At 30.6% G+C, this 25,621-nt stretch carries 21 protein-coding genes and 1 tRNA gene; 4 read left to right on the top strand and 18 right to left on the bottom strand.

Features of this window, described 5'->3' with window-relative positions:
* Position 1: 1 nt before the first annotated feature.
* The 3 genes from ACKTTC_RS15675 to ACKTTC_RS15665 form a co-directional block, all read right to left on the bottom strand.
* Positions 2-1,429, bottom strand: a complete 1,428-nt coding sequence (locus ACKTTC_RS15675; protein WP_408040792.1) for a hypothetical protein — start codon at positions 1,427-1,429, stop codon at positions 2-4.
* A 68-nt stretch (positions 1,430-1,497) separates the two neighbouring features.
* Positions 1,498-2,076: a PhnA domain-containing protein gene (locus ACKTTC_RS15670; RefSeq protein ID WP_408040791.1), complete on the bottom strand. Its 579-nt coding sequence runs from the start codon at positions 2,074-2,076 to the stop codon at positions 1,498-1,500.
* A 49-nt stretch (positions 2,077-2,125) separates the two neighbouring features.
* Positions 2,126-2,554: a YybH family protein gene (locus tag ACKTTC_RS15665; protein ID WP_408040790.1), complete on the bottom strand. Its 429-nt coding sequence runs from the start codon at positions 2,552-2,554 to the stop codon at positions 2,126-2,128.
* A gap of 92 nt (positions 2,555-2,646) precedes the next feature.
* Here ACKTTC_RS15665 and ACKTTC_RS15660 point away from each other — a divergent pair, with 92 nt between their 5' ends.
* Entirely contained in the window at positions 2,647-3,150 is a 504-nt protein-coding gene (locus tag ACKTTC_RS15660; RefSeq protein WP_408040789.1) for a GNAT family N-acetyltransferase, read from the top strand.
* On the opposite strand, the gene rimM is transcribed toward ACKTTC_RS15660, so the two are convergent.
* The 10 genes from rimM to ACKTTC_RS15610 form a co-directional block, all read right to left on the bottom strand.
* On the bottom strand, positions 3,147-3,674 hold the full coding sequence (gene rimM / locus ACKTTC_RS15655) for a ribosome maturation factor RimM (protein WP_408040788.1): 528 nt from the start codon (positions 3,672-3,674) through the stop codon (positions 3,147-3,149). The genes ACKTTC_RS15660 and rimM overlap by 4 nt on opposite strands.
* Before the next feature lie 14 nt (positions 3,675-3,688).
* Positions 3,689-4,189 carry a 30S ribosomal protein S16 gene (locus ACKTTC_RS15650; protein ID WP_408040787.1) on the bottom strand — a complete coding sequence of 167 codons (501 nt, stop codon included), beginning with the start codon at positions 4,187-4,189 and terminating at the stop codon, positions 3,689-3,691.
* Between the two features lie 190 nt (positions 4,190-4,379).
* A complete protein-coding gene (locus tag ACKTTC_RS15645; RefSeq protein ID WP_408040786.1) occupies positions 4,380-4,571 on the bottom strand; it encodes a cold-shock protein in 192 nt (63 codons plus the stop codon).
* Positions 4,572-4,667: 96 nt separating this feature from the next.
* Positions 4,668-5,768, bottom strand: coding sequence for a DUF4407 domain-containing protein (locus ACKTTC_RS15640; protein WP_408040785.1), 1,101 nt, complete (start codon positions 5,766-5,768; stop codon positions 4,668-4,670).
* A gap of 66 nt (positions 5,769-5,834) precedes the next feature.
* Positions 5,835-9,161, bottom strand: a complete 3,327-nt coding sequence (locus ACKTTC_RS15635; protein ID WP_408040784.1) for an LGFP repeat-containing protein — start codon at positions 9,159-9,161, stop codon at positions 5,835-5,837.
* Positions 9,162-9,432: 271 nt separating this feature from the next.
* A complete protein-coding gene (locus tag ACKTTC_RS15630; RefSeq protein WP_408040783.1) occupies positions 9,433-12,393 on the bottom strand; it encodes a M56 family metallopeptidase in 2,961 nt (986 codons plus the stop codon).
* Entirely contained in the window at positions 12,390-12,761 is a 372-nt protein-coding gene (locus tag ACKTTC_RS15625; protein WP_408040782.1) for a BlaI/MecI/CopY family transcriptional regulator, read from the bottom strand. The genes ACKTTC_RS15630 and ACKTTC_RS15625 overlap by 4 nt, the downstream gene beginning before the upstream one ends.
* Before the next feature lie 151 nt (positions 12,762-12,912).
* Positions 12,913-14,859 carry a DUF3857 domain-containing protein gene (locus ACKTTC_RS15620; protein WP_408040781.1) on the bottom strand — a complete coding sequence of 649 codons (1,947 nt, stop codon included), beginning with the start codon at positions 14,857-14,859 and terminating at the stop codon, positions 12,913-12,915.
* A gap of 5 nt (positions 14,860-14,864) precedes the next feature.
* Entirely contained in the window at positions 14,865-16,883 is a 2,019-nt protein-coding gene (locus tag ACKTTC_RS15615; protein ID WP_408040780.1) for a transglutaminase domain-containing protein, read from the bottom strand.
* A gap of 23 nt (positions 16,884-16,906) precedes the next feature.
* Positions 16,907-18,811, bottom strand: a complete 1,905-nt coding sequence (locus tag ACKTTC_RS15610) for a DUF3857 domain-containing protein (RefSeq protein WP_408040779.1) — start codon at positions 18,809-18,811, stop codon at positions 16,907-16,909.
* Between the two features lie 103 nt (positions 18,812-18,914).
* Between ACKTTC_RS15610 and ACKTTC_RS15605 the strand changes: the two genes are divergently transcribed.
* Positions 18,915-19,490 (top strand): hypothetical protein, encoded by a 576-nt coding sequence (locus ACKTTC_RS15605; RefSeq protein WP_408040778.1) that lies wholly within the window; start codon positions 18,915-18,917, stop codon positions 19,488-19,490.
* 3 nt (positions 19,491-19,493) lie between these two features.
* Positions 19,494-20,144: a DUF2490 domain-containing protein gene (locus tag ACKTTC_RS15600; RefSeq protein ID WP_408040777.1), complete on the top strand. Its 651-nt coding sequence runs from the start codon at positions 19,494-19,496 to the stop codon at positions 20,142-20,144.
* A gap of 60 nt (positions 20,145-20,204) precedes the next feature.
* Here the strand turns inward: ACKTTC_RS15600 and ACKTTC_RS15595 are convergent, their stop codons facing one another.
* Positions 20,205-21,593, bottom strand: coding sequence for a dipeptidase (locus ACKTTC_RS15595; RefSeq protein WP_408040776.1), 1,389 nt, complete (start codon positions 21,591-21,593; stop codon positions 20,205-20,207).
* 154 nt (positions 21,594-21,747) lie between these two features.
* Between ACKTTC_RS15595 and ACKTTC_RS15590 the strand changes: the two genes are divergently transcribed.
* Positions 21,748-21,829, top strand: a tRNA-Leu gene (locus ACKTTC_RS15590).
* A 121-nt stretch (positions 21,830-21,950) separates the two neighbouring features.
* On the opposite strand, the gene ACKTTC_RS15585 is transcribed toward ACKTTC_RS15590, so the two are convergent.
* The 4 genes from ACKTTC_RS15585 to ACKTTC_RS15570 form a co-directional block, all read right to left on the bottom strand.
* A complete protein-coding gene (locus ACKTTC_RS15585) occupies positions 21,951-22,601 on the bottom strand; it encodes a hypothetical protein (protein WP_408040775.1) in 651 nt (216 codons plus the stop codon).
* A 113-nt stretch (positions 22,602-22,714) separates the two neighbouring features.
* Positions 22,715-23,962 (bottom strand): S41 family peptidase, encoded by a 1,248-nt coding sequence (locus ACKTTC_RS15580; RefSeq protein ID WP_408040774.1) that lies wholly within the window; start codon positions 23,960-23,962, stop codon positions 22,715-22,717.
* A gap of 78 nt (positions 23,963-24,040) precedes the next feature.
* Complete coding sequence (locus ACKTTC_RS15575; protein ID WP_408040773.1) at positions 24,041-25,129, bottom strand: helix-turn-helix transcriptional regulator; 1,089 nt, start codon at positions 25,127-25,129, stop codon at positions 24,041-24,043.
* 14 nt (positions 25,130-25,143) lie between these two features.
* Complete coding sequence (locus ACKTTC_RS15570; protein WP_408040772.1) at positions 25,144-25,614, bottom strand: DinB family protein; 471 nt, start codon at positions 25,612-25,614, stop codon at positions 25,144-25,146.
* Positions 25,615-25,621: the final 7 nt, after the last annotated feature.

The following is a 25,621-nucleotide window of genomic DNA, read 5'->3' as shown; positions in this document are numbered from 1 at the left end:
ATTAGTTATGTCTGGAGTTAATTAATTGTTTTACTAAGCTTTTTAACTTTTCTATTTCTTTGTTTTGATTCTCTAGTTGTTTTTGTTGCTGAATAGTGTATAAGGTCAATTCTTCTACTTTTTCTAGAAGTTTTTTGTTCATTTCACCTAGCTTCACACCATTTTCTTCAACTTCTTTAGCAGAAGGAATATTTTCTAAATGTCCTTTCTCTTTTATATGTTGTTCTACTTCTTTTAAAGTTGGGAGGTTGTAATCGTCAGTAAAAACATAATCAGGCCATGTCGATTGTAGTTTGATTGTTATTTCTTCAGAAATAATTTTACCAGCAACAGCTAGTTTATAATCAGAAGGGGTATCGATTGTTCCTATACTAATTGCAGATCCACTAGCTTTAAGAACGACTCCATTATTATTTCTTAATTCGAGTAATGAGTGTCCATATGATGCTCCTGAATCTACTACTAATCTTGCCGTTTCTTGTCCTAAACCACTACCTCCAGAGACTTTTAATGTACCATTATGTACATCTAGAGAAGTACCAGGAGTTGATGTACCAATCCCTACTTTACCATTGTTGTCTATAAAGAATCTAGACTTGATACTTAGTTGATCATTAACGGCAGTTTGAACAGCGGTAGGAGTATTTAAAAACTCTAGAGTACCTTTTCCAATTCTTAAAGCTCCTCTATGTGAAGAGAAATTATCAAATGTAGAAACTAATTGTCCTGAAGACCCTTGAGAGCTCATACCAGCTACACCATAGCCTAATATTAATGCGCCGCTACTATAATTTGAACTTAAAGTTGCAAGGTAGTCATCTCCAGAGTATTGTTGAGCTAAAAATACTCCGCCATATGTAGAAGAATTACCTAATTCAGCAATTCCTTCGACATCTAATTTCTGTGAAGGAGTAGAGGTTCCTATTCCTACATTACCATCATTACCTTTGTCAACATATAATTTGTTGCCTCCAATACTAAATCTTCCAAAACGAGTACTTGTTACTACATCACCAGCCCCAGGAGCTAAATTTCCTTCAAGAATATTACCTCCTGTCCATACAGATTGATCTAAGTATACAGTAAGATTTGGAACATCTCTAGTAAAGTTTATTTCAAGATAAGCATGTGTACCATCATAGGTAATTCTAGCTTCTGACCAGTAAAGTATATCACTAAGTGTTTCAGTGTGTATGCCACCATAATTAGAATATCCTTTAAACCAAGATATTTTAGAAACAGTTGGAGCGTTAGCGCCACCAGTTGTAGCTATTGTTATTTCATTATAACCTCTACCTACACTACCTGTTAGTCTTGCTAGTCTTTTCCAACCAGATGAATCTACAGTTACAGCTTTTTTGACAAAATTTTGGGCATAGAAGTTTAAAGAAGATAGCAGTATGATAACTGCTAGTAGCATCTTTTTCATATTTTTAAATTTACAATTAATTACTTAATTGCAAAAGTATAAAATCCAGCTATTTAATCAAATAAAAGCTATAGTTTCTTTACATATTTGGTAATAATAACAATGTTTTGTCCATCAACTTTTCCTTCTATATATTCTGCGTTTTCTGGATCTAAAGAAATGCGTCTTACTGCAGTTCCCTGTTTACAAACCATGCTAGATCCTTTGACTTTTAAATCTTTAATTAACACTACAGAATCACCAGCTTGCAAAATAGCGCCATTACTATCTCTGTGAATTACTTTCTCGCTTTCATCTAAATGTTCTCCAGTAGCTTCAGCAAAACGAAGTTCATCAGCCTCTAAGTACATCATATCTAGTAAGTCTTGAGGCCACCCTTCTTTTTTTAGTCGGTGTAACATACGCCAAGCAACTACTTTTACAGGACTGAATTCACTCCACATACTATCGTTTAAACATCTCCAATGGTTTGGATCTGTAGTTTCTGGATTTTCAATTTGTTGCAAGCACGTTTCGCAAACTAACAAATTTCCGTCTACGCCTCCTGTAGAAATAGGAGGTGCCTCATAAATTGTTAAGTTGTTTTTTGCAGCACACAATTCACATTGATTTCCGCTTCTATCCTGTAATTCTTGTAGTAAACTCATAGTGTAATTTCTTGCCGCGAAAGTACATTTTTATTTCGAATTGTTGCTTTTAACATGAAGTATCAGCAATAATTTTCCACTCACCATTAATTTTTTTGAAAATGATCATAAAAACACCATTTGCATTACCAATTTTTCTAGTCAAATGATATTCTCCCATAACATAATAGCTATTATTTTCTATTTGAGTGATGCTATTAATTTTAAAGTTTAATGTTCCTGAATGGTCTTTCGTAGGGTATCCTTTTTTGTAATTATCTAAGGTTTTTTTCCATCCATAAGTAATACCATTACTTCCATAAAACTTAAGTGAATCCGATTTCCAATAACCTTGCATAAAGCCTTCTAAATCATGTTTAGACCAAGCTGCTTCTTGCTGTTTCATTACAGCAATAATTTCTTGCTTGTCTTTAGATTGTGCTATAATTTCAGAATTGAAAGAAATGATAAGAATAAATAAGGTAAAAAGTTTTTTCATGGTCTATAATTTATAATGAGCTTCATTTTATGATCTTGATTGTTGTAATATACTTTATAAAAAAGATTATTATTGTATAAAAATAGCAATATATGTTTTTAGAAAGCGAACGTTTGGTAATAAGAGGTGCAAAAGTGAGCGATGCTCCTTTTTATTTTAAAATGTTTAACGATCCGGATTGGATTGAATATGTTCATGATAAAGGATTACGATCTGTAGCCGAAACTGAAGTGTATTTAGAAGATATTTTAAAGAAGAATGAGAAATTAAATGGATTAGGTTTTTTTACTGTAATTGTAAAAGAAACTGAAGAGCCTATAGGGATGTCTTCTGCGTTACAAAGAGAAACAATGGAGTATATAGATGTAGGGTATGGTTTTTTGCCTAAGGGAAGAGGAAAAGGATATGCGAAGGAAGCAACAGAATTGATAATGGAGTATGTGCGAAATACATTTCAACAAGAAAAAGTATGTGCTTTTACGATGCCTAAAAACCAAAGTTCTAGAAAATTACTAGAACGATTAGGGTTTGAATATGTTGGCGTAAAAGAAGTTTTTAAAGGAGAAGAAGATTGCGTATATGAATTTACATTTTAATTAATATACAAATCAATTAAACCTTCAGGAGTTTCAACTTCAATAGTTTTATTTTCTCGATCTACTTTTTGAATAAAATCATCTATCATAGGAATGAAAATCTCCGTTCCTTCTCTGTCAATTTCAAAAAGTGGTTGTGCAGCGGAATCATTAATATTAGTAAGAGTTCCTACTTTTCCGAAAGTATTATCTACAATAGTGAAACCAATAACTTCATGGTAATAAAATTTATTCCCTGTAAGTTTTGGAAGTAATGAAATAGGTAAATAGATTCCAGATCGAAGAATTGCTTCAGCATCTGGTTCTGTGTCTACACCCTCAAATTTAACTCTTAGCATGGTTCCTCTACTTAAAGAGGATTTTTCAATAAAAAAAGGAACCAGATTATTGCCGAGTTCGACAAATACTGATTCCAAATTTTTGTAAAGTTCAGGTTCGTCGGTATCTAATTTGATAACGACTTCACCCTTAAAACTGTGTTTTTTAACGATTTTGCCAAGGTAAAAACAATCCTTTTGTTGCATCTATCGTCTCTTTTTTACTCTTCGCTATCTCCACCTTCTTCAGTAGTAGCATCTTCGCTATCTACTACAGGAGCTTTTGCAGCAATACGAGCTTCGTTAACAGCTTTTTCAGCTTCTAAAGCTTTAGCTTTTGCATCTTCTTGAGCTTTCGCTAAACCATCTACTTTACCAGCAACTTTAGCAGCTTTTTCTTCTAACCAAGCGTTAAACTTAGCTTCAGCTTGCTCTTCTGTTAAAGCACCTTTTCTAACACCTCCAGCTAAGTGGTTCTTTAATAAAGCACCTTTGTAAGATAAAAGAGCCTTAGCAGTGTCAGTTGGTTGAGCACCATTTTGTAACCACTTTACAGCAGCATCAACATCTAAGTTAATAGTTGCAGGGTTAGTGTTTGGGTTGTAAGTTCCAATCTTTTCTAAGAAACGACCGTCTCTTTTTGCTCTAGAATCAGCAGCAACCACCCAATAAAATGGTTTTCCTTTTTTACCGTGTCTTTGTAAACGAATTTTTACAGGCATACTTGTTAATTTTTAAGGTTCACGACCTTGATTATTAATCTATTAATTTGTAAATATTGAATTAGCTTCAATATTTGAGAGCGCAAATTTAAAAAATCTTTTTGAGATAAATAATATATGTGATAGATATTTAAAAGAAAAACACCTGAATGACAGGTGTTTTTCAAAAAAAATTAAATGTTGTTCTATATTAAATAACTCTAACACTTACAGCGTTTAATCCTTTCTTTCCTTCTTTTAGTTCAAACTCAACAGTATCTCCTTGTCTGATATCATCAATTAAACCAGAGATATGAACAAAATACTCTGTTCCTGAGCCTGACTCAGTAATAAATCCAAACCCTTTAGATTCATTAAAGAACTTTACCGTTCCTTCTTTCATTATAAAAATGTATTAAATATTAAAGCCGCAATTTAAGGTTTAATTCTCAGTAAATGAGTCTTTTTTGAGTTTATTTGTTAAAAAATGTTAAGTGTTTTACAGTAAGCGCTTTTGGTTGCTTAAGAAGGTGTCTCCTTGTAGTTTAATTAATTCTTGAGCTAACTTTTGTTTATAATTATATAGCTCTTCTTCTGTTTTTAAGTCTTCATACACTCTAGAATTCAAATCAATATCAGTTTCGGCTACTTTTTCTCTCTGGTCTACCTGTTGTTTAATCCAAACTGTTACTTCAGATTCATGATTTTCCATACGATAATCATATTCACCTTTTGCGCTAATTAATTTGGTGAAAATTGGAGCAGTTTCAATAGCAAGAAATAATAAGAAAATGAAAAATGATGGCAACCAAGGAAGTTTATTTAAAGCATTTATTCTAGCCATTAATCCGTCAAAGTTGCTAATGATAGGTTGTGTGGTAACTTCTGCTTGCTTTTGTTGTTCAATTAGATTTGCTATAGCAGCTTCTTTATTCGCTATTTTTTCTGAATTTATTTCTCTCAATTTAGTTAATGCGGCTAATGAAGCATCGTGCTTTTCTCTCTTCTCTTTGTACACAGGGCCTTTACCTATTCGTTTTGTACCTTTTCTTCCTTCAGCCTCTGCAATATAAGTTTCATATAAGGTATTAGTTTCTTTTTCTTTATCTGCTATTTCTGTTTTTAATCCATCTATTTCCTCTTGTATTTTCGCTATTTCTGGAGTGAATTGTTGTGCGATTTGATTTTTATTATCTAGAGTCATCTGATTTTTTTCAGTAAGCAATACTTGATTGATCTCCTTTTCAAAAATCTTTAATTCCAAAGGTTTTGAGATAACAACAGCAATTATAAAAGCTAGAATAAGTCTAGGAATTACTTGAAGAAATTCTAAACTCTTTTTTTCTCTTTTTTTTATAGTTGAAACAATAAATCGATCTAAATTAAAAATGAGTAATCCCCATATAATACCAAAAAATATAGATGTAAATATATTGTCAAAAATAGTATAGAGCGCATAACTAGAAGCAATAGCAGCCATTAGTGCAGTGAAAAAAACGGTGGCACCTATACCAGCATATTTATTTTGTTCAGCATTAGAGCATTTGTTAATTATTTGTAAGTCAGCTCCTGAATATAAAAGGAAAAATCGTTTAAGCATACTATGTTAAACGATTTTTAATATGAAATGTTACAAGTTTACGACCTTTAAAAGGTGAAAAAAGTGTTAATTATTCGGATTTATATGAATCGGATTGAAAATTCGACCATGAATTCGATCAATGCTACCAATAATTAAGGTGTTGTTGTCTAATAAACGTTCTGGTCTAATTCTAAAACCGTTTTCTAGATTAGTATTGAATGTTGACTTTTTAATTACCTTATTTTGATTATTGATAATTTCTGTAGTGATTTTTGCACGAGAGTTTCCACCACTGGAAATGATATCAACACCTTCTAATTCAGGTTTTAAACTAAACTTTAAATCTTTTCTAGTAGCAGTAGGAATATTCTCGATTTTAACTTTTAATGTATCCTCTGAATGTCCAAGTTTTTGACTGTAACTAATGTCGTATAATTTGTTTTTTTGATTTAGAACAGCAATCGAATTATCTGTTTTTCCTAATTTCTCAATATGATATGTTTCAAGTTCATTTTTGCTAATGTTACTCTGCACAACAATATCTTGGTTCAGATTTACCACTCCATACTGTAGCTTTCCAGATTTTGTTCCTTTTAAAGAATGTTTATAATTGTTGTTAAGAGCTTGCCCTTTTTGTAAGAACATATTGAATGGATTTTTAGAATCAAAACCAGGATAGGGAACAAACATTTTATTTCGTTGAGAAGCACTGTCAGTAGATTTTAGTTTTCTACCATCTAAATTATTTCCATTTAGATCTGTAATAGCATTTGTTTCTGCTGTATCTCCAAAAATGATAACAGTTCCTAATAGTAGTAATGCGTAAATTTCCCAGTTAGGAGTTCTTGGCGCTGAGTTTAGAACTCGCCACGGCATATAATGAAATCTACCACCAGACCATGCACCACCGCGATATCTAGAAGAACCTTGGTAATCATAAGTGTTAGAATTTGGATTTACTTTTATTATAGTTTCTTTTGAAGTTACGTTTGGATCGAAACATCTAATTTCCCAAGGAGTTTTACTTCTGTCCCATTTCCAAGGCATAATGCAATGCGGTTTTTGAGTAAACCAATAATCTTGAGAAATACATATTACAGGCCAATCTCCATTTCTATAGGCGCGTTCAGATTCTAAAAAGACATCTTTTGGGTCGTGCGTGTTTCCTGATAAAAATTGTCCTACAAACCACCACATAGGTGCTGCTCCTAATTGGTATAAATGTTTGGTGTTTATTTCTCGTTGAATTTGATTTTTTGTAAATCGATTCAATGGTTTTCCAAATCTACTTAGACACTTGTTAGCATAAATTCCTTCTAAACTCATACCAAAACAATTTCCTCCTTTTGGAGCATCTTTAGCTATTACCTCATAATACAGCGAGCGCAAACTTAAATGGTCAAAAATATTTGTACCTTCAGTAACATCTCTAAAAGCATCTGCATAAACACTCCAAGGAACAGAATGTGTATTTCCCCAGTTTCGAACACCCCAGAAGCGATAATCTCTATCAGACATACTTCCTTGTTTTATTTTAGGTCGCATACTCCAATCTAATTTCATTCCTCTAGACCCAGCTGAGCGATTGTATATACCTCCATTGTCTCTTAATCCCCAAGCATTTCTGATAGTAAGTTCTTTGGTATATTTTCCTAAATGATCATCGCCTCCAGAGAATGGTCTTCCAGAATCACTATCCCAAGCTTCGAAAGCTAATTTTACTTTATAATTTACATGGTTTGGAATAAAAGGTTTGCGAATGGTATATTTTAGATTTGCTTCTGTGGTATTTGAGTAGGTTCCATTATTAGGAAGTTTTTTATTGTGCATTCTATGTCCATTTTCAAAGACTTCAATTCTAGCATAAATATCACTATCGTCTTTAAAAATAAAGTCATCATCTGCATCTCTTACTTTGATTCGATCTAAAAATAATTCAAAAGGATAGCACACATATGTACGACTCCAACTTTTAAACCAAGTAATAGTTCCGTTTTGAAAAGTGTTATATCGTGCGCCGCCTTCTCCAGGAATATCCATTTCTCCAGATGTAGGAAATCCTAATTGACCAATTGGTCCACCAACGCTATCATATTTTCTAGCAATATCTCCATATACTTCAAAAGCTCCTGTTCTGTTACTCCAATAAATAGAACAACGTTCAAAATCGCTTCTTTTTCCAACAACTCTAGTTCCCTTTTTAACATCTAATTCATCGCTGGTTGGAAATCCTTTCTTAGTATGTCCGCCTAGTCTTAAGTATCTATTTAATATAGCTCCGTGGACTTCTTTTGCATGACTACTGCCATTTCGGTAATACATTCTTCCACGTTTAAATAATTGCATTTTTCCGCCAGAGATAGTACTTGCATCTCTAATTGGTAAACCAATAGCATGTGCGCCTTCACCAATATTTTCATAGTCAATAAATAATTGACCTAACACAGTTTTTGCTCCTGTAGTTCCAGACCAATATATTCCGCCACCTCTAAACAAGCTTTTTTTACTTCCTCTTGCATTCCCGTTAATTTCATCGGATTGTAATTGTCCTAATGAAAATTGTACTCTGCTCGATAAACTTTTGTATTTTGAATAAATAGCACCATGCATTTCAAAAGCTCCTAATACAGAATACATAATAGCACCAAATTGATAATGTTGGATAGCATATGTTGATTTTCTAATAAGATCTTGTGTTCGTTTTCCAAAATTCAGATTCGGTTTTATAATGTTATATTTTCTAGAAATATGCCATTGATTATTAGCACGTGAATGATCTAATTTACTTTCTATGGCGGTAGGTATTCCTTTATGAAGCTCAAACTGTGCCATTTCACCTTTAAAAGGAAAACGTCTTCCATCTACCCAAGTTCCAAGATAAATTTTAGCTCCACGACCAATTAATAATTCTCCTTTAGGGAAAGCACAAACATCTATCAATCTATTATTGATAAATAAAGCAAGCGTATTGAAATCGTATGCGAATTCTAATTTATACCAAGTGTTTGGTGTGAGTTGTTTAGAAAAAAGACAAGAAGTGCTACTCCAGCCATTCTTTTTATTATGAACATTTACATCTAGTTGAATTTTATTTGCAGCTGTTCCTTTATTTAAAAAAGCGGCTATAGGTAAACTATTAGATTCTACTAAGTTTTGCCTGCTTTCTACTTTCGTAGGAGTTTTAAAAATTAACTTTCCATAGAATTTCTTAGCGTCGATCTCTGTTTTCTGTAATGCTGAAGAAATAGAAGTTGTTCCGTTGAAAATTATAGATTTTGTTAGTCTACTTACATTAGAAGGTATTGAAGCAGTATTGTTAATAGTACAATTTTTAAGGGTGGCAGGTTTGCTGCCATCTTTGTTGGCTACACTCAAAGTGTTTAAAGTGTAGTTGATAATTTGTGAACTCATAATATCTAGTTTTTAGTTGGTTAATTCCAGTTTTGGACTATGAATGGTTGCTGTATGAGGTATACAGATTTCACAAATTTATAGGTGTAATATGTTGATTTTTAAAGGTTAAAGGATGTAATGTTAATGGTTTTTCTCTATTTTTTTCATAGTTTAAAACCTTGTCTATCAGAAGGAAAAACCTGTTTTAATGTATCATGTAGTTTTAAGAAATAAAAAAAGCCTCAATGAAGAGGCTTTTATTTTTATTTACATACAGTAATGCTTTTTTCTAGTAGCTTTTTGGAGTAAAAACTTTATTTACAACTAGATTATTGTTTAAGTAATCTACTTTGTTAGGAATTAGTTCTTTAGGCAAAGAAAGTGCTAGTTTATTAGAAAGCTTACCGATTTTTCTATAGTTACTTTTCTTTTTTGTTTTAAAATTGTACCCTGTCTTTTTAGCTTTTGACGCTTTTCGTGTTTTTGGAGCTTTTGGTGGAGCAGGAGCAGGAGGCGGAGGTGGTGGAAGTTGATCTTTCTCTTCAGGAGTTAAATCAGCATATTTTTTAACCACTTTTTTTCCTTCTTTATCCGTCAGAACCATATATAATTCTCCTTTTTTATCCTTAATTACTTTAACGTCTTTATATTTTTTAAAAGCTTTTGGTGGAGTGGGAGCAGGAGGCGGAGGTGGTGGAAGTTGATCTTTCTCTTCAGGAGTTAAATCAGCGTATTTTTTAACCACTTTTTTCCCTTCTTTATCTGTGAGAACCATATATAATTCTCCTTTTTTATCCTTGATAACTTTAACGTCTTTATACTTTTTTAAAGTTTTTTTGGGTGGAGGTGGAGGAGGAATATTTGATTCATCTCCTTTTTTTACCACAGGAAACTTCTTTTCAGGGTTGATGATTTTTCCAGTTTTATCTACTTCTTGTCCCCATCGGTTATAGTAAGTTGTTCCTTTTTTATTAGTAACATAATATAAATCTTGATTATTTACTTTAACCATTCCTTTTTTTGGTTTGTCTTGTACTTCAATTTTTACTGGACGAGCCTTTTTTTCTTTCAAGTACTTGTTAACCTTTCTTGCCCACTTACGGAAAGCTTGTCGGTGTTTATCTTTTTCTTCTTCCGAAGCATCAGGTTCTATTGTTGGTGGAATAAATATTTTATCTTCTTCCGTTAGCTCATTAGGTAACTTATAATAAAAATCGTTTATTCTTTTAATTTTTATGTATGGTGAATAAGGACGAGCAGCGCGCTTAGTTTTGTTTCTATCTTTAATTGGAAGCGCGTAATACAATAGTCCCAAATCAGAACATAATTTATCTAACTCATTTTTGCGCTCTGGACTACTATAGATATAGTTAGGCTTTCTTTTTCTAATCTGATCATATTCAGATTTTTGTTGGTTGTAAAAGATTAAATCGTCGCTATAACTTTCCTGTAAACTTATAGTTTTTTGGATTTTTGGAATTGAAAGTTCAAGTTTATCAATATTGTTTATTGCTTCATTTGTACCCTTTAGTTTTGTATCAATGCCCTTTTTTAAGTTTGTTCCATAAGCAATCATCCCATTTTGATTGATATATCGCTTTTTGTTTTCAAGTAAAGGAAATTCTAAAGTTTCCCATGCTGTGTTTTTTAAACTTTTAAAACGAACATCTTTTTCTGTAACCTTAATCGTAAAAGCGTATTCTCCTTTTGAGATATTACCATTATTTGTGAAACCCCAATCTGTAATTGTAAATTCCTTATTTAATGGAATTTTTAATTTTGCCCATCGTTCACAGTTGTAACATTTTAAAATAGCATCATTATCAGTTCTTTCAATTGAAGCTAAGAACTTTTCTTTACTAGAAGTTTTAGCTTTTGTAGCAATTGGTTCTTCGCTAGGAATACTCTGTTTAGAATTAGTTCTAGTTTTCTCCTTCTTAATAATCTCTTTAAGATTTTTTAAAGTTTTTAAACCGTTTACTGTGATAAGATTATAATGATATTGTTGATCTAGCTTTGCTAGTTTATGGATCTTATCATATGAATAACTTACAAAATCAGAGCTTCTATATTTAGAGAGGTCAGAATTATTAATCAGATTACCATTAATTCTTACAATGTAATTCTGTGCGTTTTTTAGTGTATTTAATTCGCTTTGAGTTATGTTTTCCTTTTGATTTTTTGGAAATAGTAACCATTTTTTACGTAATGTTTCTGATAATTCGTAATACTTCTTTGCAACTTGTTTTCCATTCTTATCTTTAACCCAAAATGTCTGTTTGGTGTAATGATGTTCAGGAGTGCTTGTTTCATCTACACTTTCTCCTTCTCTAATTTCTAAATAAGAATCATGATCATCGTTTCTTTGCTCGTTAATAGTTTCAATTTCCTGAAATCTTTCAACACGTTCAGCAAAAACGTAAATACTTCCAGTTAGCAGTGGAATTACTGCAATTTTTTTCAGCCAATTATTGACCTTTGATGTTCGTGTGCTCATCATAACTAATCGTTTTTTTGTTAATGAATAATTCAAATTACTGGCCAGGTAATAATCGTTGTTCCAAGCAGTTCTGTTTAATAATAAATGTTGATACTCGGAAATATTTTTATGAAGGTGAATCACCTTGTTGTCTGCAATAAATTCGTGGTTGAGTTGAATGAATTTTTTAAGTATATAGAATAGAGGATTGAACCAAAAAATTATTTTTAAGAACTCTATAAAAAGTACATCTAATGTGTGTTTTTGAGTAGCATGAGTCAACTCGTGAGTCAATAATTCTTTTTCAATATTTTTAGATTTATAATCTTCTTTATTAATAAAAATATAGTTCCAAAATGTATGTGGATTAATTTCATCATCTACTAAAACTAAAATAGCTTTATCAATTTTAGTATTGGTATTCTTTCGAACTTTTGTGAATATTTTGAGTAGGTTTATACCAAATCGTATAAATAATATAAAAGAAATTATACTAGAAAGAATTAAGAAGACAGTTAGATAATTTATAGGATGCTCTTGGACTATAGTTTCTGTATAAACAATAGGTTCATCCATAATAACAGGTTCTACAATTGTTTCAATTGGTATATATACTGAAATACTGTATAGCGGAGCCAAAAATGAAAATAGCACACTACCCAAAAGATAGAAACGATTGAATTGATGCATCTTTTCTCGTTCCAGTATAAACTGATAAAACAGCATTAAAGCCGTTAAACAAATAGATGATTTAATTAAATAACTAATCATTTTTTCTGCTCTTTTATTTGATTGTCTATAATCTTGCGTAGTTCTTCTAATTCGGTAACAGATAGATCTGTTTCTTTAGTGAAGAACGAAGCAAACTGACTAGCAGAGTCGTTAAAGAAGTTTTTTATTAAGCCGTTTACATGCTTAGAAAAATAATCTGACTTTTTAACTAAAGGATAATATTCGCGTGATTTACCATATAGTTTGTAATTCACAAAACCTTTATCGGTCATTCTTTTTAATAAAGTTGCTACCGTTGTTGTTGCTGGTTTTGGTTCAGGAAATTCAGCTAGTATGTCTTTCATAAAAGCTTTCTTTAATTTCCATAATAATTGCATTACTTGTTCTTCAGTTTTACTCAATTGCATTTCTACAAAATTAGAATTTACTCTACAAATGTAGAGATAATATTTTAATTCTACAAATGTAGAGTTGTTTTTTGGTTTGTGATATTAAAAAAAGTGCAGTTGATAATAAGTTAACTGCACTTTGAATATCTTGTATATAGTTTTATGGAGATTATTTCTTTTTTAATTCAATGAATGTATCTTGTAATTCAATAATTTTTTTAAAAAATTCCTTTAAATAGTGGTATTCTACGTTCGTGTAAATCGCTTTTTTAAAGTTGAATTTCATGTAAATTTTAATTTCTTTATCTGTTTTATTAACTCTAAACATCAATCTAGCGCTTTTTTCAGGTAACGATAAAGTTGCGTTTTCTGGAGTTTTAGAAACAATGTATCCGTCAGGTATTTTTAATGTTATGAAATAAGAATTTGCCCATGCATATCCAAAGTCAACGGGATAGTTTCTTTCTTTAAGTTTAAAAGGATTTTTATCGTATTTATCAAAAACAAAAGGATTGATTTTTATAATATCTCCTTCCATATTAAAGTCAGGAACCTCTACTTGATATGAAGTTTTTAATGCCTCACTAGTATTTGAAATAACTTCAAAATGACTAACTTCTAGATCAGGATGATTTGATTCGAAGCTTTCTAGATATTCTTCTGTAGATTTAGTTTCTAATTTTCTTCTTGTGCGTAAAGAAGGGTATCCTTTTTTAGCACTAATAATATTTCCTGAAAGAATACCATCTTCATTAAAAGCTAACGTAATATTGTTTCTTTCTGAACTATAAAATTTAGGCTTTAATAGTTCCCAATAACTTCCTTTTTTAAAATCAATTACTCTGGCTTTACCATTTAAACACTTGAACGGAATTTCTCCAAAAAAGAGTTGTTTGTCAGTAGCATCAAGGAAATATGTTTCTCCATCAAGAATTACTTTAACGAGCACATAATTGAAAGCAGAAACAGATGGGTGTAATTTGGTGATTTGTCCATTATTTCTTGTAGATAGTGTAACCAAATAACTCTCTATTCCAGCAGCTTGCATTGCGTTATATAATACTAAATTGATGCCATCTACAGCTCCTGAATTATTTTCATAAACTTGCTTAACTCTAATTTTTTCTCGAGACCAATATTTATGGTTCCACGAAAGCTTATTTTGAATATGTTTATAAATTTCTTTAGCTTTTTCTAACTGTGGTGTTATCGATAAAATTTCCTGAGGAAGTTTTTTCTTGAAATAGCTTTTTTTTGAAGTTTGCTGATCAAAGAAATTGTTTTTAAGTGTTTTGTCGGCGTCTTTCCATGTTTTTGTGTATTTGGTAGTTACTCCGTTTGTATTTGTGAATGATACTAGTTCAAAGATTATTTTGGATTTGAAATTTTCTTCAGATAACATAAAATCTTCACTTTTAAATGCTGGAATATGATCCATACCATAAGAAACTACAGCACAATCTCCTTCTCCAATTCCACCAATATATAAACAACCTCTCTTTTTATAAGATTCATTTCGATCTAGTTTTCTATTCGATCTTAATACAATATTGTATCTCCAATTTCCAGGTATAGAAGCCGTATAATCGCTTTTTATTTTAGGAATATTTGTTTGAAATTTCCAATCATCTAATGAAGTGTATGGAGAAATTACACTGTAACGATATTCAATTACGGAGCCATCTTTAATATTAGGCAGTGTAAATGATACTTCTTTCCAGTTTTCTGAAATTGATTTAGTAAACACTTGGCTATCTAAAAGAAAAACTTTTGTTTCATTATTGTTTTCTATGTTATAAGTAACAGCCTTAATATATTTTACTCGTTCTTTCTTGTATAAAGGAATTTTAATAGTGGCTTGATCGTATCCATTATTGTTGAAAATCTTTACACGTTTGTATATATCAGTTCTAAAATCATAGTCATTTTTTTTGTCAACAAATGTGTATCCTATTTCTTCTAACACAACAGCATTGGCCGTCGAATCTTTTGAGTAAACGGCCATTTTTAATTCTTCTTGAGTTGTTTGCCCAAGCTTTGGAGTTTTACCGTTTTTTTGAGCAAAAACTTTTGTAATGGTGAAAGTGATTACTACAATAAAAAGTAGTTTTTTCATTGAAATTATCCTTTAATTAAAACTATGTTTTCATTTTGTTTAGCTACCACTTTCGCATAAAAGTCTTTTAAACTAGCATAATATTTAGGTGTAATAATAGCAGCGTTAATTTGCATTACTGCATTTACTTTTATAATGTTACCTGTATTTGTTACTTTACATTTAAAGAAACCAAGATTGTCTGGAAGCCCAATAGCCAATTGTTCAGGAATGCTTTCAACAGTGTAACCTTCTGGAATTTCAATAGAAACATTATTTGTTTCTTTCCAAGCCGAACCAAAGTCAACCGGGAACTTTCTATCATTAGATTTGAATGGGTTTGTTTCTTTTGTTAAAAATAAAAGAGGATTGAAAAGAAGTTTGTTATTAATTCCTTCTACTAAATCTTCACTACTAAATTTCAGCATTTGACTAACAGCCTTATTTAATTTCTTTTTATTGTTAAATCTGAAGTTTTCAATTTCAATATTATATTTTTCTTCAAGTTTAGAAATTAAGGCATCTTCTTCTAAATGATTATATCTTTTTCTAGTTAATAAAGCATTTAACATGCTTTCATTTTTTCTTAAAAGTCCTGTAATATTTCCTTCAGTATCTATTTTTGCTTTAAGAGTGTTTGTTTCTGAAGCATGTTTTGGCGGGCTTAAATTTACCCATTCAGAATATCCTTCTTTCGTAACTTTTCTACCATTCCAATTTAATGCCCTTACAGGTAAAACATTTGGCGTAGCATAAGGTTCTGTAGCATCTAAAAGCATTGTTCCTCCATTATTAGGAAACTCTACATAAGTAACAACGTAATTAAAACCATCTAAAGTAGGATATAATGGGATACCATGATTTCTAGTACTTACTAATACTGGATTAGCTCCTAAACCAGCTGCTCTTAACATAGCTGTTAATATTAAATTTATTTCAGCTGCGTTTCCACTACCATTTTTATAAGCGCTTTTAACTCCTTCATCTACATATTTACCATAATAATTATTCCATTTTACTTTGTTTTTTACATGTTCAAAAATGGCAATAGCTTTTTGCACATCTCCCTCTGTTGCACTAAGAATAGCAGCTAAATCATCTTTAAAATAATTATTCTTTTCAAGTTCTCTACCAAAACCTTTCGATTGATAGATTTGTTTACTTACATTTTCCCAAGTATTTGTATATGGTTTTGGAGATGAGTTTGGAAATTGAATCATGGCTAATTCATATTTTAATCCTCCATAATAATTTTTCACATTTGAAATAAAAGGTTCATTGTCTTTTAATGCAGGAATGTTTGTAGCTATAAATTCATCTATATTATATCGTAAATCTTCTCTAGCATTTTGAACCGTTGAACGAACTGTAACTGCTCCATGATGCCTAACTCTTTGAGTAAAAGAAATGCTTCCGTTTTTAGTAGATGATTTGACAGGAACATTATAATACCCTTTTGTCATTTTATTAAAAATAAACCATTCAGGAATTTCAATTTTTGTGTAAAGCTTCTTTATTGGTATGCCTGTTTGGAAGGTTAAATCATCTATAATAGTTCTATAAGGTGATATTAATTTATATTGTAAATCGATAACCGCACCTTCTTTAACATCTGGCATTGATATTTTCTTAGCGCTACGGTATTTATTTACTTGCTCATCAAAAATACTTTTACTAGTTAGTTTGGTTTTAGAAACTTCACCGTTATCATCTAGATTAAAAGTATACCCTTTTATACTGCTAATTTTTTCTTTATCACCAGATTCAGGATCATAATATACCAAGTTAAAATTAGCATGATCGAATCCTTCTTTATTGTATATTTTAATACGGAAAAAGAATTCTGAAATTACTTGAAACCCAACTCCCTTTCTATAAACATAATTGGTTTTACGTTTTCTATAAAGATATGCTGCATTAGCACTTGAGTCTGTAGGGTAAAATTTTTCTTCTAAGTCTTGTTTTGAGATTTTACCAAACTTAATTTCTTGGGAAATTCCTTGTAACGTAAGTAACAATGTACATACGAGAATAATTTTTTTCATAGTTTTTAATTAAAAAGTTATAGTTATTGTTGTTTTTGTAGGGCGATTCTTAAATTTTCGCGTTTTGCAATATTTTTTCTGAATTTTCTGTAAGCTTTATAATCTTCTTTAGGAAATAAACCGTCTTTAATAAGTAAAGATCTATGGTAGGCAATCGTATGATCATCTATTTTTTTAATTTCCATAGTATAAGTGCCAAACTTATTGTCGATTTCATATTTAGGAGGTAATTGATCTATAGCATATCCGTTAGGAAATGTTATAGTGTATTCTTCTATGTCTTTAAAACCTCTATTAATTTTTAATGGTAAATTCCTCTTTCGATAGCGTTTAGGAACTGATGTTATTCTATTGAAAATATTTACTCTGAATAAAAGCTCGTTTTCAGTAATACTAGCATAATCTTTGATTTCAACTTCTAAATCCTCTTTAAAAGTAACATTGTCTTTATCATTTTCAAATTGAAAAGAAGTCAGTTCTAAATTATTATTATAATCCCAAATGTTTGATTTATAGTGTTTTTCTATGTCTTCTTTAGGCTGATTTGCAATTGCATACTTGTGATCATATTGAATTCCGGTAGATTTTACTTGTACTGTTGCATTTACATCACCAGCTTCAGAGAGCGTAACTTTTGCTTTTGTAACTTGTAGGTTGTCTTCGTTTTTAAATACATCCGTATGTTTTATGACACCACCTTCAGGTGTAATAACAAGTACATCTCTGTCATCTGTAAAATCACCAATAAAACCAAAAGGCATACTTTGGCTAGTACATTCTAACCAAACGTCTTTACCTTCATTTGGAATGTTTAAAATCACATGATTTCCCTGTAAAGAGGAAAACTCTTTGTCTATATTTTGCTTCTCTTTTGCATATACTAAAGTATAATAAGATGTTATTCCAGCAGCATCAAATAAAGCTTTGGTATAATTTGTTAAGCCTTTACAATCCCCATATCCCATTTTGTCCACTTCGCTAGCAGGGATAGGTTCCCAGCCACCAATTCCAATTTGTACACTGATATAACGGGTTTTATCTTGAACAAATTCATAAATTTTCTTAGCTTTTGCTATATCATTATCCAAACCATTAACTAAACTCTTTATTTTAGCAACTGTTGTAGGTGGTAATGCTGTTTTTCCAAAAAGTAATTTGTCATTCATCCATTTTCCAAACTCTTTCCAGTTTGTTGCATTTCCAGAGACTCCTTTTAAAGTGAATTTATTAAGAGCAACCAATAATTCTGGTGCAATCTCTGTAAGATAAATGCTATTACGTTCATATTTAACAGCAGGCATGTTTTCTGCTATATAATGTACTTGGTTGTCAGAAAGGCTTTTGATAGGGTAGCCTTCAAAATTTTTCTTTTTAATTCTGAGATCAAAATTATTTGGATTGTTTATTTTGTATTCACTTTTTTGAATGGAAACATAAAAAGACTCTTGTGGAAACCACTTAGGAATAAAACCAGTAGAAGAAGTTTTGTATTCCGATTCAAATACAACAGTATAAGGATAACTTGTAGGTGTATAATTCAAATATTTAACTCGAGAGTCGGAATATAGAGAAACGCCATCTACAGCACTAACGTCTGTAAATTTCTTTTTAGAATATTTTTTAATTTCCTTGCCAAAAGCATCATAAACTTTTGCGCTTAATTCAGTTATTTTAGTATCGTTATCGTAGCCTTCAACTGCATTTACATGTTTGTTTCCTAGTTTGTTTAAAACAGTAATAATTCTTCTCTGTTTTACAACCATTCTATCAGTTGCTTCAAGATTAATTTCTAGGTAATTCTCTCTAACAATAGCATTTGCATCTTTTTTTAACTCAGATGGTAATAAAAAAGCTGTTATATTATTCTGAGAATAAGAATGTAGTGAATACCAAAAAAGGAGCATAAGCGTGGCAATGTACTTTCTCATAGTTTTTAATTTTTATGCAAATGTATAAAAAAAAATAAAACGGGGGTTTTACCTGAAAAAAGAGTATGTTTCTGGTAACTTTGTAGTTATAAATTAATATTTGATGCAAGTAAAACATTTTTTTAGCGTGTTATTTTGTTTTATTAGTCTTAATGTAATTAGTCAATTTAAGTTTGAAAAAGAATATCGTATAAAACAATCTGAAGTACCACATACGGCTACTAGTTTTGTGCGAAAAATTAAACCAACAGGAAAAATAAAATGGTATGTTGAAGAAAGTCAGCAAGGAAAAACATTTGAAGCTAAGTTTACATATTTATCTAAAAAATTTAGCGTTGAGTTTTTTAAGGATGGTAAACTTGCAGATATAGAGGTGAAAACACTATTTCCTAAAATTCCGAAGGAAACACAAAGTACTATAAAAGAGGAGTTGTATAAAGAATTTAAAAAGTTTAAAATTCGCAAAACACAAATTCAGTATAAAGGTTCAGAAGAAGAATTAATAAACTATTTTCAAGAGCATAAAACCGAGAAGAATTTGACAATAAATTATGAAATTGTACTAGATGGAAAATCTCAAAAAGGTTATCAACGTTATGAATTTCTTTTTAATACAAATGGAAATAAGGTAAGTAAACTGAAGTTTATACCTACGAACTTCGATAATTTAGAGTTTTAGTATATGCGATATATTGTAGTTGTTTTCTTATTTGCTGTTTTACAATTACAGAGTCAAACAACTTTTAATCTAGGTTGGTTACCCAAAGTAAATCTTTCTTATAAGTTGAATGAAAAAACAAAATGGGTAAATAGTATTGAAACTAGAGAAGTTGTGTATGAAGATACTTTTCGTTTTACACATAGCTTGGTTGATGTAGCAACGATCTTTTCAATAAAAACAAACATGCATCAATCTTTAAATTTGGGTTATATAGTTCGAATAGAAGAGGAGGAGTTAACGCATCGACTTTTTCAGCAATACAATTTTGTGCAGAGTTTTGACGGATTAAAATTAGGGCATAGGATTGGACTAGAACAACATTTTCCTGAGAAATCAAATACATTTTACAGAACTAGATATCGAATTACGTTACAAAAGTCTTTAGCTGGAGAAAAGGTAGACGTTAAAGAGTTTTATTTGAAATTAGGAAACGAATACGTGTATAACTTTACAAGTGAGGATTTAGAAATTAGATTTTCCCCTTATTTAGGTTACAAAGTAAGTCCGAAAGATAAGGTTGAGGTTGGTTTTGATTTTAGATCTAGCAATTTTATAGATGCTGTAAACGAACACAGTTTATGGTTTCGTACGACTTGGTACATTTCACTTTAAAAAGAAAGAAGTACTATTGAACTAAATTTAGTTAGCAATAGCACTTCTTAATAAAATATTTTAAGAGCTTAGTTCTGTGAAATATTTATAAAAATATGGAATAGTTTCAATTCCTTTTAAGTAATTCCAAACTCCAAAATGTTCGTTAGGAGAATGAATTGCGTCAGAATTTAATCCGAATCCCATTAATATAGTTTTGCTTTTTAATTCTTGTTCAAAAAGAGCAACAATTGGAATACTACCACCACTGCGTTGTGGTATTGGCGTTACACCAAATGTTTCTTGATAAGCTTTACTGGCAGCTTGATAGCCAATATTATCTATTGGAGTTACGTAACCTTGTCCACCATGATGCGGTGTAACTTTTACTTTTACAGATTTTGGAGCAATACTTTCAAAATGCTTTTGGAATAATTCAGTAATTTCTTCCCATTGTTGGTTTGGAACCAAACGCATAGAGATTTTTGCATAGGCTTTAGAAGCAATTACAGTTTTAGCACCTTCACCAGTATAACCACCCCAAATTCCGTTTACATCTAAAGTAGGGCGAATAGAATTTCTTTCGTTAGTGGTATAATCTTTTTCACCATAAACATCATCAATATCCAAAGCAGCTTTATAAGCTTCTAAAGAAAAGGGAGCTTTGGCCATTTCATCGCGTTCTTCTCTAGATAATTCTTCTACTTTATCATAAAAACCAGGAATTGTAATATGATTATTCTCATCGTGTAAAGAAGCAATCATTTTCGATAAAATATTTATAGGATTAGCTACTGCACCACCATATAAACCAGAATGTAAATCTCTGTTAGGTCCTGTAACTTCTACTTCAACATAACTTAAACCTCTAAGTCCAGTTGTAATAGAAGGAATATCATTTGCAATCATTCCTGTATCAGAAATTAAGATGACATCGTTGGCTAATTTTTCAGTATTTCTTGGAACAAACCATGCTAAACTTTCTGAACCTACTTCTTCCTCACCTTCAATCATAAACTTTACATTACAAGGTAAATTTCCAGTTGTTGTCATATATTCCAATGCTTTTACATGCATGTACATTTGACCTTTATCATCGCAAGCACCACGAGCAAAAATAGCTCCTTCAGGATGGATATCTGTTTTTTTAATTACTGGATTAAAAGGAGGAGAATCCCATAAATCAATTGGGTCTGCAGGTTGTACATCGTAATGACCATATACAAGTACAGTTGGGAGGTTTTTATCTATAATCTTTTCACCATATACAATAGGGTATCCTGGTGTTTCACAAAGTTCTACTTTATCACAACCTGCTTTGGTAAGAGCTTCCATAATAGCATCGGCTGTATTTAAAACATCTTGAGAAAAAGCGGTGTCTGCACTAACAGATGGGATTTTTAATAACTCTATAAGTTCGTCGATAAAACGATTTTTATGGGTTGATATATATTCCTGTATAGTTTGCATTATAATTTTAGTTTATTTCATGCTAAGTTAACTTATTTTTTAGGAAATATATTGTTGAATGTATAGCAGTTAAATAAAAAAGTAACATAAATTTATTTTTTAGGTTTTATTTTTGAATAGTTTGTGTATATTTGCACCCACAAATTCAAAGTATGCGGGCGTGGTGGAATTGGTAGACACGCTAGACTTAGGATCTAGTGCCGCGAGGTGTGAGAGTTCGAGTCTCTCCGCCCGTACTTAGTTTAAATGCAATTAGCTTATTTTTAGTTAATTGCATTTTTTAGTTTATAAGGTTTACACTAAACCTGCACAATAATTCTTTTATTTTTCTAAAGTTTAGAATTTATAAAAAGATTTCTATATTTTCTCAAGTACAAAGTTTATATGCCAAATCAATCTTTCGTAAGAGCCTAAATCTAAAGCTCTTTGTCCAGATAGCATGCTGGTAAAGAACACAGGTGTGTTTTCTAATTCGGAGTGGTTAATTATTTTTTGAGTACCTAAATTTGGATCAAATTCAAAATTAAAACCCATTTCTCCTTTCATATAATTTCTAGCCTTAGTATTTGAAACTATAATAACTTTGGGTTTAGATTTTATAATTATATCTTTAGATATATTTAATTGTTCATTAATGAACCTTTCTCCATTTTTTTGGTTATAAATTTTGTCAATACTTTTCTGTTGAGTTTCTCTAAGAAATAAAATATCTTGATGTGACCATTTAAGCCCAATTTTATTAGAGATATCAACAAATTTCTTAAAGTAAGGAAAAGTTTCACCTTTTTCTGTTTTTCCTTCTTGATCTAAATGGATAAAATAAGAGCCAGGATCATTTCCTGAAAAGGAAGGGTTTATACCAACAAAGAGAATAGAATTAAGAAGTATACTTTTATGAATTCCATAACCTCTATCGAAAACTTCTATTTCATTAAAGTCATCTTCATTTTTGAAAATATTATCTAATTGTGATTTATAGTTTTCTTCTATATCAAGTATCTCAGTCATAATGGGGGATTTCAAATTTCTGCTAATTTAAAGAAATCTTCGAGTTTATGATTTTTGAATTTTGTAAATCTTATATAAGACCTGCTATCTTCTTAAAGTATTTATCTAATCAATTATTCCTTTCCTTTTATATCGTTAAGAACCCATTGCATTATATTGTCAATGCCTTTAGAATAACTATCCCAATCATATGCAATAAATACATCTGGTTGTACACCTTGAGTTGAGGTGTCTTGAAATCTAAAAAGGCGTTTTGAGTAGGTAACAATTATTCCAGAATTAGGAAGTTGAAACTGTCCCATATCTTGATAACCTGAAGGATTGGAACCTGTAGGTTCTCCAACAATTTTAGCATTTAATATTTGTCTAAATTGTGACGCATTGCTAGTTGCTGCAGAAAAAGTTACATTATCTGTTAAAACATAAACTCCAGATTTCCAGTCTACGCTATCTGCAAGATTTAAATAGTAAGCTAAAAATGTACCCACAAAAAAATCTCCACCGCCATTGTTTCTTAAATCGATAACGATTTGTTTTATATCATTTTCATGAATATACTTTAAAACAGATTCACCAAACTTTTGCATTTCATCAAAAGAAGGATAACTTTCGAATTTTATATAAATACCCTTAGTATTTTTGATAGGACTAAACCAAAGGAAATCATGTTTTAAGTCTGTTGGTTTTTCTATTTCAGGAATTGTAGTTTCTAGGCTTATAAAGTCAGTATTTTCATAATAATCTTTGCTGCTAATTGAGTTTAACATTACTGTTGTTTTCTTGTTTTGGTCATCAATAAAAGTAAAAGCAGCATTATATTTCGTGGCTGTTAATTGTAAACCGTAAAGTAATTCAGAAATCATTGCATACTGAGCTGTTCGAATACTATTAGATTGTTCATTTTCGACATACTGAGCAATTTTACTTACTTCTTTTACTATTTGACTTATGGGTTTTCCGTCAATGGCAATCAATCTTTTGCCTAAAAGTTTTTTGTATTTATTGATAGTTTTAATAACGCGCCATTGTCCTTTTGTTTTGTAGATTTCAATTGGGAACAAATGTTTTGCAATACCTCTTAAAGAAAATGCAGTATGACCGTCGCCAATTTTTCGAGTGAGTCGCATTAAATCAATAATTACAGATAGATCTGTTTTTTTATCTAAGTTTGATTGTATTTGTTGTAATTCTTGGTCAAATTCAGTTTTACTGATTTTGTTATATAAATCTATATGATACTTTTCAAGGTTGGTTTTGTATAGGTTAATATCTTCTGTCCAATTTGCTACGTTTGCAGATTGAGAACAGGCTGTTGAAATTGTTATTAGACAAAAAATGGTAGTTAAAAATTTTATCATCATTATTTTAAATTTTCAACAAACCTAGGTGTGACAGGAGTTTTAAAGGTTCTAGAACCTTCACTTTACACAAAATAGAACTTATTTGTTTTTAAATTCCTTTGGAGTAAGTCCTGTTTGTTTTTTAAAGTTGGTGTAAAATGAAGTTTTAGAATTAAAACCACATTCCAATCCAATAGCGAGCAAACTATATTTATCAAATTGTGGATCTTTCATCATTTTTTTTACATCCTTTATACGATAGGAATTGATAAAATCTGAAAAACTGGAAGAAGCGTGTTCTTTTAAAATTTGAGATAGATATCCATTACTAATACCAAGTTGTTCTGCAATCATATCTCTACTCAAATTTGGATTATGATGTAATTGTTCTTCTTCAAGAAGTGTGATTAATTTTTGAAAGTGAGCATTTTTACTTTGAGTAGCTATAGTTGTAGGAATTTGTTTTTTTGTAATTGTTCGTATTTCATATTGGTCGTTAGATAGTTTGAACTGATATAATCCTTTATAAATTAGCCAATAAATAAGAATAGAAGTCAAAGCCCATACATAGGTAAGTGGTAGCTTTTCTGAATATAAGAATCTATGTACTTCTAATGCAATTCCTAATAATTCAATAACTAAAAAGAAATACCAAAGGTAAAGTAACCATTTCTTTGTAGTTAGTTCTTTGTTTAAGGCAATCTGTTTATGAGAAAGTAAAATCATTCCTAATGGAAAAACAATAGATAAAAAACTAATACTTCTGTAAAATAAGGGAAGTTGTTGTTCAATGACTGTTGGTAATTCGTAAAATTTAAAAATAGTGCTTAAATAAATAAAACAATTGATAATACTAAGAACGAAAAAAGGAAGATAAAGGAATCGGATGTATTTCGATTTTATAATATGTTGTTTAGAAGAACCATAAAAGAATTGAAATAAAGTAATTGGATATAAAAACTGCCAAAGGAATATATCTAATACATTAATAAATTGTGGGTTCATTCCACGATCCCAATACCAATTATTTAAGCCAACAATGCCTATAATAAAAAGAGTAATGCCTAAATATTTATTTGTACTACTTCTGAAAAACTTAGAAAATAAAATAACAAAACTTAAAACAAAGCAATGTAAAATGGCTATGAAAGATAAAACTTCAAGAAAAGATATATTATGTAATAACAAAGTTTTGAAAAAAATTATACTGTTATTTGAAGTAAGTGATGTTCTAAATGATCAACATAATCTATCATTAAATAACGGACGTCTTTCATTGTTCCGTTGGGGACTATAATGGTTTCATTTAATGTTTCTTGCGTTGTATGTTGCATTATATATGCAATCCTATGATTCAGAGCTAGCCAAAACATTAATAATTCTTCTGTTTCGGAATCTTGATACTTGTTTGCAACAACCAATTCATTTTGTTGATAGCTTCTAACTGTATATGGAAAATCTGTAAACTGAATTTCGGTAAATCTTTGCAAGTTATTTATAGCAGAATCAATTAAATGACCTAAAATCTCTTGTTTAGACCATTTTTTAGGATTGGGTTTGTATTTCAACTCTAATACAGATGTTCTCTGAATATACGAATGCCCTGTGTCTATTAATTTTTCTAGCCTATTGATAATAACTTCCATAATGCTAAAAATAGTAAAAATACTCAAGTCATTT

Source organism: Tenacibaculum amylolyticum (assembly GCF_964511145.1).
Taxonomy (GTDB): domain Bacteria; phylum Bacteroidota; class Bacteroidia; order Flavobacteriales; family Flavobacteriaceae; genus Polaribacter; species Polaribacter amylolyticum.
The sequence above is the reverse complement of the archived record's forward strand: the minus strand, read 5'-3'. Positions and strand labels throughout refer to the sequence as shown.

Excerpts from the sequence above, each read along its gene's own strand:
- ACKTTC_RS15675 (WP_408040792.1), bottom strand. The coding sequence starts at position 1,429 with ATGAAAAAGATGCTACTAGCAGTTATCATACTGCTATCTTCTTTAAAC.
- ACKTTC_RS15670 (WP_408040791.1), bottom strand. The coding sequence starts at position 2,076 with ATGAGTTTACTACAAGAATTACAGGATAGAAGCGGAAATCAATGTGAA.
- ACKTTC_RS15665 (WP_408040790.1), bottom strand. The coding sequence starts at position 2,554 with ATGAAAAAACTTTTTACCTTATTTATTCTTATCATTTCTTTCAATTCT.
- ACKTTC_RS15660 (WP_408040789.1), top strand. The coding sequence starts at position 2,647 with ATGTTTTTAGAAAGCGAACGTTTGGTAATAAGAGGTGCAAAAGTGAGC.
- rimM (WP_408040788.1), bottom strand. The coding sequence starts at position 3,674 with ATGCAACAAAAGGATTGTTTTTACCTTGGCAAAATCGTTAAAAAACAC.
- ACKTTC_RS15650 (WP_408040787.1), bottom strand. The coding sequence starts at position 4,189 with ATGCCTGTAAAAATTCGTTTACAAAGACACGGTAAAAAAGGAAAACCA.
- ACKTTC_RS15645 (WP_408040786.1), bottom strand. The coding sequence starts at position 4,571 with ATGAAAGAAGGAACGGTAAAGTTCTTTAATGAATCTAAAGGGTTTGGA.
- ACKTTC_RS15640 (WP_408040785.1), bottom strand. The coding sequence starts at position 5,768 with ATGCTTAAACGATTTTTCCTTTTATATTCAGGAGCTGACTTACAAATA.
- ACKTTC_RS15635 (WP_408040784.1), bottom strand. The coding sequence starts at position 9,161 with ATGAGTTCACAAATTATCAACTACACTTTAAACACTTTGAGTGTAGCC.
- ACKTTC_RS15630 (WP_408040783.1), bottom strand. The coding sequence starts at position 12,393 with ATGATTAGTTATTTAATTAAATCATCTATTTGTTTAACGGCTTTAATG.
- ACKTTC_RS15625 (WP_408040782.1), bottom strand. The coding sequence starts at position 12,761 with ATGCAATTGAGTAAAACTGAAGAACAAGTAATGCAATTATTATGGAAA.
- ACKTTC_RS15620 (WP_408040781.1), bottom strand. The coding sequence starts at position 14,859 with ATGAAAAAACTACTTTTTATTGTAGTAATCACTTTCACCATTACAAAA.
- ACKTTC_RS15615 (WP_408040780.1), bottom strand. The coding sequence starts at position 16,883 with ATGAAAAAAATTATTCTCGTATGTACATTGTTACTTACGTTACAAGGA.
- ACKTTC_RS15610 (WP_408040779.1), bottom strand. The coding sequence starts at position 18,811 with ATGAGAAAGTACATTGCCACGCTTATGCTCCTTTTTTGGTATTCACTA.
- ACKTTC_RS15605 (WP_408040778.1), top strand. The coding sequence starts at position 18,915 with ATGCAAGTAAAACATTTTTTTAGCGTGTTATTTTGTTTTATTAGTCTT.
- ACKTTC_RS15600 (WP_408040777.1), top strand. The coding sequence starts at position 19,494 with ATGCGATATATTGTAGTTGTTTTCTTATTTGCTGTTTTACAATTACAG.
- ACKTTC_RS15595 (WP_408040776.1), bottom strand. The coding sequence starts at position 21,593 with ATGCAAACTATACAGGAATATATATCAACCCATAAAAATCGTTTTATC.
- ACKTTC_RS15585 (WP_408040775.1), bottom strand. The coding sequence starts at position 22,601 with ATGACTGAGATACTTGATATAGAAGAAAACTATAAATCACAATTAGAT.
- ACKTTC_RS15580 (WP_408040774.1), bottom strand. The coding sequence starts at position 23,962 with ATGATGATAAAATTTTTAACTACCATTTTTTGTCTAATAACAATTTCA.